Below are 9,471 nucleotides of genomic sequence, written 5' to 3'. Positions count from 1 at the left end.
GATCCTGTGGCCGGTTGCCCGGTCGGCGCTCGGCGGTGGACGGCAGTGGACGGGGCGCTGCTGGTCCGGCGCTGTCGTCGGGCCGCGGCGGCATGTGCGGGATGGCGGGAATCCGCCGGTGGGGGTTGCGCCGCGGCGTCCGCTCAGTGTCCTTCCAGCAGGTCGCGCAGGATCGAGGCGTGGCTGCGGTCCGGGGTGCGGGACGCGGTGAGGAGGGTGGCGGGGCCAGCCCGGGTGAGGCGGCGGAGGCCGTCGAGCGCCGCCGCGGGCTCCGGGGCGGCGAGCTCCGTCTCGTAGCGGTGGCGGAACTCGGCGAAGCCGGCGGCGTCTTCGGTGTCCTGATCGTGGAACCATCGGCGCAGCTCCGTCGACGGCGTGAGGGGTTTGGGCCACTCGTCGATGCGCGCGTCGGCCTTGGCGAGGCCGCGCGGCCAGAGGCGGTCGACCAGGATGCGCGTGCCGTCCTCGGGCTGCGGCGGGTCGTACACGCGGCGCAGGCGGAGGTGGTGGGGCAGCGTGCGGGGCATGGGGCCAGGGTCTCGCGGCGGCTGCCGTGCGGCAAACCGGCCGGGGTCCGGCAGGCTGCCGGACCCCGGTGCGGTGGTGCGGGTGTGTGCGTGGTCAGAGGCGCTGCCACAGGGCCGGGACGTTCGGCGGCTCCCAGCCGGTCTGGGCCTGGTGGCCCTGGATGCAGCGGTACGTGGCGCCGCCGTACGTGACCTGGTCGCCTGCCTTGTACACGGTGCCCGCGGCCCAGGTGCCGCCCGGCTCACCGGGGTCGCCCGGGTCGCCGGGGTCACCCGGGTCGCCCGGGTCCGTGGTGGTGGTGAGGGTCAGCCCGTACGCCTGGAGCAGCGGGTTGATGGGCTGGTGGAAGGTCGTCCCGCCGGTGCGGCAGTTGCCGGAGCCGCCCGAGGTGACGCCCTGCGCCTGGCTGCCGGAGATGTACGAGCCGCCGGAGTCGCCCGGTTCGGCGCAGACCGAGGTGCGGGTGACACCGCTGATGGTGCCTTCGGGGTAGGTGACGCTGGTGTTGTGCTGCTGAATGGTGCCGCAGTGCCAGCCGGTCGTGGAGCCGGAGCGGCAGATGGAGGCGCCGACCATAGCCTGGGTGGAGCCCGTCACCTGGACGTTCTGGCCGGCCTGCCCCTTCACGTACGGGGAGGAGCGCCAGTTGGTGTTGGCGGCGACCCACGCCATGTCGCGGCCGGGGAAGTTGGATGCCTGGAAGGTGCCCTGGGCGACCTGGTTGAAGCCGCTGGTGGAGGTGCCGGCGCGACCGCAGTGGCCCGCGGTCGCAAAGCCGTGCTGGGTGCCGCGGGTGATCGCGAAACCGACGGAGCAGCGGCCGCCGCCGCCCATGTAGTAGGCGTCGCCGCCGCGGATGTCGTAGAAGGGGCGGGGCCGCTCGGTGGTGGTCTCGACGCGGACGAGGGAGCGGTCGACACCGGAGCCGGCGATGAGCCGCTCGGCGGCGGAACGCTTGACCGCCTGGACGACGAGGGCGTTGGTGCGGACGTCGACGTACCAGACCGGTACGTCGCGGGTGACCGTGCGGAGCGCCGTGCGGGCGGCCGCCCGGTCGAGAGCGGACTTGGCGGCGTCCAGCCGGCCGAGGCCGTGGCGGACCACCCGGGCCTCGGCCCCGGCCGCCCGGATGGCGGAGGTGTCGGCGGGGTCGGTGGTGGCGACGGTGAGGCTGTCGGAGACCTCTCCGCCCACCCAGGCGCCCGCGAAGTCCTGGCCGAGCGCGCCCTGCAGGCGGCCGGCCTTGGCACCCGCTTCGGCTTCGTTGACCAGGCGCGTCCGCGCCTGGGTGGTGGTGAGGCCGAGATCCCGCTCCATGGCGGCCAGGACGTCGGGGGACGGGCGGTCGGCGCCCAGGCTCGCGGCTGCCGAAGGGGTGGTCGGCGGGGCGGGCTCCGCGGCGGCCGCGGCGGGCAGCACGGTCAGTACGAGCGCGCCGACGGCGGTGAGGGCGGCACACGCGACCCGGGCGTGTCTGTGGAGCATGTGGTGTCTCTCCTCGGTCTCGGTGGGGGTGCCGAAACCGTAGGTGTTGCCGATGCACCGTCAGAAGATGTCGTTTTTCCTTCTGTTCGACGTTATGGAGGACGCCGTGGTGCTCTGCGCGGGCGGTGGACCGCGGGGGCCCGCTGGTGGTGGACGGCGGCTGGCCGTTGGGCGGTCGGCGGCCGGTGCGGACGCTGGGCTGTCGACCGCCGGTGCGGGCGCTCGGCGGGGCGGCCGAAGCTCTGCGCGGGTCGGTGGACTGCGGCACAGCGGCCGCCTGGCGGGGAACGCGCAAGCGGGCGCTTGGCGGGTGCCGCGGGCGCTCCGGCGAGCGGGCGGCCAGGCCCGGTGGGCTACGTCCCGGTCAACCGCGGCGGGCAAGCCCGGCCTTCGCACCCGGGGTCACCCGCCTGGATCGGCATGCCGCTCCCCGGAGCCGGCTCATGACGGCGCGCCCCCACGGGGCTGGACAGCGTGCCCCACGGGGCTGGCCTGCTCTGCACGGCCCGGCCCGGCCGCTGCGGACGCCGTGACCGTGTCCCTGATCGTCGGCACCCCGACTGCCGGGACGGCCGTCCCTGCCCGGCGCGGCACGGCTCGTCGGCACCCTGACGCCCTGCTGCCTCAAGAGCCCCACCAGCGGCTCCCCGAACGGTCACCCGCACCGGACAGAACGCACGGACACCGAGCGCCGCACGCACCGGACACCGCAGACCACATGGGCCACGCGCACCCCGGCACCGCACACCGCACGCACCGGATGCCGCAGACCACACACCACGCACCCCCGGGCACCGCGCACCACACCCTCCGCCCGCCGCCCGCTGCCCTCTGCCCTCTGCCCTCTGCCCTCTGCCCTCCGGCAGGCATCACGGCCCGGGGGCCCGGCCGTCCGTACGCCACGCCGGGCGCGGCCGCGCCCGGCCCGCGCCGTCCCGTCACCGGCGCCCCCTTCCCGCCGCTTCTGCGGGGAGCGGCCTCCCCGCTCCCCCACCACCGCCCGGTGCCGCGGGCTCCGTCAGGCCGGTTGGCGGGCGGAGGGCACCCTGCCGGGCGGCGTGCCGGAGGCAGACGCCCGCCACGCGGTGTAGCTGCGGCTGGCCGCGGCGGCAGCGGCGTGCGCGGCGCGGGCCTGGGCGAGGACGGAGGCGGCGCCCGCCGCGGCCGGCCCCGCGGGGTGCCAGCCGAGCAGGTGCCGCCAGGACAGGGGGGTGCCGGCGAGCGGCCGGGTGACCAGCCCCGCGGTGTCGGGGAACGTGGCGCGGCAGAGGCCGACCGCCCGGCCGACCTGGACGAGGTGGACGCAGGAGGCGGTGTCGGTCTCGTACACCCGGGCCGGGGTGAAGCCGGCGCGGGCGCAGGCGGCGTGGAAGCAGTCGCCGAAGCAGCTGTCACCGGGGACGTCGGTCCAGGCCGTGTCGGCGAGGTCGGCGAGGTGCACCTGGCCGCGGTCGGCGAGCGGGTGCCGGGTGGCCAGCATGACGAAGACGGGGTCGGTGGCGATCTCCCGCCAGGTGAGCCGTTCGCCTTCGGGCGGGGCGCTGCCGCCGCAGGTGCCGACGAGGGCGTAGTCGAGGCGGCCTTCGACGACGCCCTGCGCGATCTCCCGCTCGGACCAGGAGGTGTGGGTGGTGACGGGTGCGCCGGGGTGGGCGGTGGCGAGCCGGTCGACGAGGGCGCCGAGGAGGGGGCCGTGGGTGGCGCCGAGCCGGAAGCGGGGGGCGTCGGGTCCCGGGCCCGCTCCGGTGGCGAACCGCACGGCGTCGCGCTGGAGCTCCGTCACGGCGGGCAGGACGACTCTGGCGCGCTCCAGGACGAGCTCCCCGAGCGGTGTGGCCCGCACTCCGTGCCGCCCCCGTTCGAACAGCGCCCCGCCGAGGACCCGCTCGATGCGCTTGAGCTGGGCGCTGAGGGCGGGCTGGGCCAGCCCGAGGGAGGTGGCGGCCTTGGTGAGGCTGCCTGCGTCGGCGATCGCGCGCAACGTCTTCAGGTGCCGCAGCTCCAGGTCCATGAAGCGAGCTTCCCGGGCCCGTGGAGCCAGGGCAAGACCCTGGTCCAGACCTTTCCGGGGTTCCTGGGTGCCCGCCCGCGGGCGGGCCGACCCCGCTGCCCGACGGCCCGGGCAGGAGGCGACGGCTCCCGCGGCCCCGTGCGGTCCGCGGCACCGCGTCGGGAGGCGCCTGCCGGACGGGGCGCCACCTGGGGCGGCGTGGTGGGGGGCGCGGAGCCCGGGGGGCCGGTCGTACCGCGGCCGATCACGAGATATCTTGATGTCGAGCAATGTTACAGACGTGGAGCGGAGCACCCGGTGACTGACTCGACCATCATCTATACGCACACTGACGAGGCCCCGGCGCTGGCCACCTACTCGTTCCTGCCGGTGGTCCAGGCGTACGCCTCGACGGCCGGGGTCCGCGTGGAGACCCGCGACATCTCTCTCGCCGGCCGCATCATCGCCGTCTTCCCGGAGTACCTGGAGGAGGGCCAGCGCATCGGTGACGCCCTCACCGAGCTGGGCGAGCTGGCGAAGACGCCGGGCGCGAACATCATCAAGCTGCCGAACATCTCGGCGTCGATCCCGCAGCTCAAGGCCGCCGTCGCCGAGCTCCAGGAGCAGGGCTACGCGCTCCCGGACTACCCGGACGACCCGAAGACCGACGAGGAGCGCGAGATCCGCGCCCGCTACGACAAGGTCAAGGGCAGTGCCGTCAACCCGGTCCTGCGCGAGGGCAACTCGGACCGCCGCGCCCCCGCCTCGGTGAAGAACTACGCGAAGACGCACCCGCACCGCATGGGCGCCTGGACCTCGGAGTCCAAGACGAACGTGGCGACCATGGGCCGCAACGACTTCCGCTCCACCGAGAAGTCGGCCGTCATCGCCGAGGACGGCGTGCTGCGCATCGAGCACGTCGCCGCCGACGGCACCACCACCGTGCTGCGCGAGTCGGTGCCGGTGCTCGCCGGCGAGGTCGTCGACGCGTCGGTGATGCGCGCCGCGGCGCTGAAGGAGTTCCTCGCGGAGCAGGTCTCCCGCGCGAAGGCGGAGGACGTGCTGTTCTCCGTGCACCTGAAGGCCACGATGATGAAGGTCTCCGACCCGATCGTCTTCGGCCATGTCGTCCGCGCCTTCTTCCCGAAGACGTTCGCCGCGTACGGCGACGTCCTCGCGGGCGCCGGCCTGAGCCCGAACGACGGCCTCGGCGGCATCCTGAAGGGCCTGGAGGCGCTCCCGCAGGGCGACGAGATCAAGGCGTCCTTCGACGCCGAGCTGGCCGAGGGCCCGGCCCTCGCCATGGTCGACTCGGACCGCGGCATCACGAACCTGCACGTGCCGAGCGACGTCATCGTGGACGCCTCCATGCCGGCGATGATCCGCACCTCCGGCCACATGTGGGGCCCGGACGGCCAGGAGGCCGACACCCTCGCCGTGCTGCCGGACAGCAGCTACGCGGGCGTGTACCAGGCCGTCATCGAGGACTGCCGCGCGAACGGCGCCCTCGACCCGTCGACGATGGGCTCCGTGCCGAACGTCGGCCTGATGGCGCAGAAGGCCGAGGAGTACGGCTCCCACGACAAGACCTTCGAGATCGCGGCGGCCGGCACGGTCCGCCTGGTCGACCAGGCCGGCGACGTCGTCCTGGAGCAGCAGGTCGAGCTCGGCGACATCTTCCGCGCCTGCCAGACCAAGGACGCCCCGATCAAGGACTGGGTGAAGCTGGCCGTCACCCGCGCCCGCGCCACCGGCGACCCGGCGGTGTTCTGGCTGGACGAGACCCGTGCCCACGACGCGCAGCTGATCGCGAAGGTCAAGGCGTACCTGCAGGAGCACGACACGGAGGGCCTGGACATCCGGATCCTGGCGCCGGTCGAGGCCACCAAGCTGTCGCTGGAGCGCATCCGCCGCGGCGAGAACACCATCTCCGTCACCGGCAACGTCCTCCGCGACTACCTGACGGACCTCTTCCCGATCCTGGAGCTGGGCACCAGCGCCAAGATGCTGTCGGTGGTCCCGCTGATGGCGGGTGGCGGCCTGTTCGAGACGGGCGCCGGCGGCTCCGCCCCGAAGCACGTCCAGCAGCTGGTCAAGGAGAACTACCTGCGCTGGGACTCGCTGGGCGAGTTCTTCGCGCTGGTGCCGTCCCTGGAGCAGTACGCGAAGACCACGGGCAACGCCCGCGCGCAGGTCCTCGCGGACGCCCTGGACCGTGCGACCGCGACGTTCCTGAACGAGGACAAGTCGCCGACCCGCCGGGTGGGCGGCATCGACAACCGCGGCAGCCACTTCTACCTGGCGCTGTACTGGGCGCAGGAGCTGGCGAAGCAGACCGACGACCCGCAGCTCGCGGAGGCGTTCGCGCCGCTGGCGAAGACGCTGACCGAGCAGGAGCAGACGATCGTCGACGAGCTGGTCGCCGTCCAGGGGCAGCCCGCCGAGATCGGCGGCTACTACCAGCCGGACCCGGAGAAGGCCGCGGCGGTCATGCGCCCGTCGCAGACCTTCAACCAGGCGCTGGCGAACCTGGGCTGACCCGCCGCCACCCGCTGAGGGCCGTGCCGGAACCTTCCGGCACGGCCTTCGGCGTGTGCGGGCTACGCCACCGGGGCCCGCCGCCCGCACCGCCGCCCCGCGCCCGTACCGGTGGGTCGCGCACCCCGGCCGCGCACCCCGGCCCGACGCCCGGTACGGCACGCACCCGACCCGGCGCCCGGCCCGAGACCCGGTACGGCCGCCCCCGCCCCGCTCACGCCGCGCGGCGGTGCGGGGCGGAGGTCCGACGCAGCCCCGGCCGAGCCGGCAAGCGGCTCAGCCGTCCTCGCCGCACGCGTCGGCCGCCGCCCTCTGGCTGCGGGCCGCCGGAAGGACACGCCTCCACCACCCCAGGTGACATAAGGTACGAAAGAGGTATATCTGAGGAGACGACGATGGCACGGGCAGTGGGAATCGACCTCGGAACGACCAACTCGGTGGTGAGCGTCCTGGAGGGCGGCGAGCCGACCGTCATCACCAACACGGAGGGCGCGCGGACCACCCCGTCCGTGGTCGGCTTCGCCAAGAACGGCGACGTCCTGGTGGGCGAAGTGGCCAAACGCCAGGCCGTCACGAACGTCGACCGCACCGTGCGGTCGGTGAAGCGCCACATGGGCGACGCGTCCTGGCACTTCCCGGAGACCGGTGACATCGACGGCAAGCGGTACACCGCGCAGGAGATCTCCGCGCGCGTCCTGCAGAAGCTGAAGCGGGACGCCGAGGCGTACCTCGGTGAGGACGTGCGGGACGCCGTCATCACCGTTCCCGCGTACTTCAACGACTCCCAGCGCACCGCCACGAAGGAAGCCGGCGAGATCGCGGGGCTGAACGTGCTGCGGATCGTCAACGAACCGACCGCCGCGGCCCTGGCGTACGGCCTGGACAAGGGCGACGAGCAGACGATCCTGGTCTTCGACCTCGGCGGCGGCACCTTCGACGTGTCCCTGCTGGACATCGGCGAGGGCGTCGTGGAGGTGAAGGCCACCAACGGCGACACGCACCTCGGCGGGGACGACTGGGACCAGCGGCTCGTCGACCATCTGGCGCAGCGCTTCCAGGCGGCGTACGGCGTGGACCTGGCCCGGGACCGCATGGCGACGCAGAGGCTGCGGGAAGCGGCCGAGAAGGCCAAGATCGAGCTGTCGGCGGCGACGGAGACCTCCGTGAACCTGCCGTACCTGAGCGCGTCGGCGGAGGGGCCGCTGCACCTGGACGAGAGGTTGACGCGGGCGCAGTTCGAGCAGTTGACCGCGGACCTGCTGGAGCGCTGCAAGGCGCCGTTCCACAACGCCGTGAAGGACGCGGGCATCCAGGTGGCCGACATCGACCACGTGATCCTCGTGGGCGGCTCGACGCGGATGCCCGCCGTCACGGAGCTGGTGCGGGAGCTCACCGGCAAGGACCCGCACAAGGGCGTGAATCCGGACGAGGTCGTCGCCATCGGCGCCTCGCTCCAGGCCGGTGTCCTCAAGGGCGAGGTCAAGGACGTCCTGCTCCTCGACGTGACCCCGCTGTCCCTCGGCATCGAGACCAAGGGCGGCATCATGACCAAGCTCATCGAGCGGAACACGACCATCCCGACCAAGCGGTCGGAGATCTTCACGACGGCCGAGGACAACCAGCCGTCCGTGCAGATCCAGGTCTACCAGGGCGAGCGCGAGATCGCGGCGTACAACAAGAAGCTCGGCATGTTCGAGCTGACCGGCCTCCCGCCGGCCCCGCGCGGCGTCCCGCAGATCGAGGTCTCCTTCGACATCGACGCCAACGGCATCATGCACGTCACCGCCAAGGACCTCGGCACCGGCAAGGAGCAGAAGATGACCGTCACCGGCGGCTCCTCGCTGCCGCAGGACGAGGTCAACCGGATGCGTGAAGAGGCCGAGAAGTACGCGGAGGAGGACCACAAGCGCCGCGAGGCCGCCGAGATCCGCAACCAGGGCGAGCAGCTCGTCTACCAGACCGAGAAGTTCCTCAAGGACAACGAGGACAAGGTCCCCGGTGACGTGAAGACCGAGGTCGAGGGCGCTCTCGGCGAGCTCAAGGAGAAGCTGAAGGGCGAGGACACGGCCGAGATCCGCAGCGCCACGGAGAAGGTCGCCGCCGTCTCCCAGAAGCTCGGTCAGGCCCTCTACGCCGACGCCCAGGGCCAGGCCGCCGGCGCCGGCCAGGCCGGTGCCGCGGGCGCCCAGGGCGACGACGACGTGGTGGACGCCGAGATCGTCGATGACGAGAAGCCGAAGGGTGGCGCCGCATGACGGAGGAGACGACTCCGGGCTTCGAGGAGAAGCCCGACGTCCCCTCCGGCGCCGCCGACGACGACGCCGTCGAGGCCGCTGCGGACACCTCCGAGGAGACCGCGGCGGCCCCGGCCGGGGACACGAACGACAGCACCGAGGCCGAGGGGTCGACCGCCGAACTGGACCGGACCCGCACCGCTCTCGCGGAGCGCACCGCCGACCTCCAGCGGCTCCAGGCCGAGTACCAGAACTACCGCCGCCGGGTCGAGCGCGACCGGGTCGCCGTCAAGGAGGTCGCTGTCGCGAGCCTCCTCACCGAGCTCCTGCCGGTGCTCGACGACATCGGCCGGGCCCGCGAGCACGGCGAGCTGGTCGGCGGCTTCAAGTCGGTCGCCGAGTCGCTGGAGACCGTCGTCGCGAAGATGGGCCTCCAGCAGTTCGGCAAGGAGGGCGAGCCCTTCGACCCGACCGTGCACGAGGCGCTGATGCACTCGTACGCGCCGGACGTCACCGAGACGACCTGCGTGGCGATCCTCCAGCCCGGGTACCGGATCGGCGAGCGGACCATCCGGCCCGCGCGGGTCGCCGTCGCCGAGCCCCAGCCGGGCGCGGCGCCGGCCGCCAAGGAGGAGAAGCCGGCCGACGAGGAGAACGGTGGCCCCGAGGAGGGCTGACAGCGTGCGGTCCCGCGGT

At 73.5% G+C, this 9,471-nt stretch carries 6 protein-coding genes; 3 read left to right on the top strand and 3 right to left on the bottom strand.

Annotated elements, in window-relative coordinates; translation table 11 throughout:
* Window positions 1-143: 143 nt before the first annotated feature.
* The 3 genes from BJP40_RS31925 to BJP40_RS17195 all read right to left on the bottom strand — a co-directional run bounded on the left by BJP40_RS31925 (window position 144) and on the right by BJP40_RS17195 (window position 4,024).
* Window positions 144-527: a DUF488 domain-containing protein gene (locus BJP40_RS31925; protein WP_079171260.1), complete on the bottom strand. Its 384-nt coding sequence runs from the start codon at window positions 525-527 to the stop codon at window positions 144-146.
* 94 nt (window positions 528-621) lie between these two features.
* Complete coding sequence (locus BJP40_RS17200; RefSeq protein ID WP_071281091.1) at window positions 622-2,013, bottom strand: carbohydrate-binding protein; 1,392 nt, start codon at window positions 2,011-2,013, stop codon at window positions 622-624.
* 1,018 nt (window positions 2,014-3,031) lie between these two features.
* On the bottom strand, window positions 3,032-4,024 hold the full coding sequence (locus BJP40_RS17195) for a LysR family transcriptional regulator (protein ID WP_071281090.1): 993 nt from the start codon (window positions 4,022-4,024) through the stop codon (window positions 3,032-3,034).
* Window positions 4,025-4,321: 297 nt separating this feature from the next.
* Here BJP40_RS17195 and BJP40_RS17190 point away from each other — a divergent pair, with 297 nt between their 5' ends.
* From BJP40_RS17190 to grpE, 3 genes are all read left to right on the top strand, one after another.
* Entirely contained in the window at window positions 4,322-6,541 is a 2,220-nt protein-coding gene (locus BJP40_RS17190; RefSeq protein ID WP_071281089.1) for an NADP-dependent isocitrate dehydrogenase, read from the top strand.
* 395 nt (window positions 6,542-6,936) lie between these two features.
* Entirely contained in the window at window positions 6,937-8,796 is a 1,860-nt protein-coding gene (dnaK, locus tag BJP40_RS17185) for a molecular chaperone DnaK (protein ID WP_071281088.1), read from the top strand.
* Window positions 8,793-9,452 carry a nucleotide exchange factor GrpE gene (gene grpE / locus BJP40_RS17180; RefSeq protein ID WP_071281087.1) on the top strand — a complete coding sequence of 220 codons (660 nt, stop codon included), beginning with the start codon at window positions 8,793-8,795 and terminating at the stop codon, window positions 9,450-9,452. The genes dnaK and grpE overlap by 4 nt, the downstream gene beginning before the upstream one ends.
* Window positions 9,453-9,471 lie beyond the last annotated feature (19 nt).

Source organism: Streptomyces sp. CC53, assembly GCF_001865245.1.
Lineage (GTDB): Bacteria > Actinomycetota > Actinomycetes > Streptomycetales > Streptomycetaceae > Streptomyces.
This window is presented reverse-complemented; position numbering and strand designations above follow the sequence as displayed.

Bases quoted from the DNA above. Each gene is read 5' to 3' on its own strand.
- BJP40_RS31925 (WP_079171260.1), bottom strand. From the start codon at position 527: ATGCCCCGCACGCTGCCCCACCACCTCCGCCTGCGCCGCGTGTACGAC.
- BJP40_RS17200 (WP_071281091.1), bottom strand. From the start codon at position 2,013: ATGCTCCACAGACACGCCCGGGTCGCGTGTGCCGCCCTCACCGCCGTC.
- BJP40_RS17195 (WP_071281090.1), bottom strand. From the start codon at position 4,024: ATGGACCTGGAGCTGCGGCACCTGAAGACGTTGCGCGCGATCGCCGAC.
- dnaK (WP_071281088.1), top strand. From the start codon at position 6,937: ATGGCACGGGCAGTGGGAATCGACCTCGGAACGACCAACTCGGTGGTG.
- grpE (WP_071281087.1), top strand. From the start codon at position 8,793: ATGACGGAGGAGACGACTCCGGGCTTCGAGGAGAAGCCCGACGTCCCC.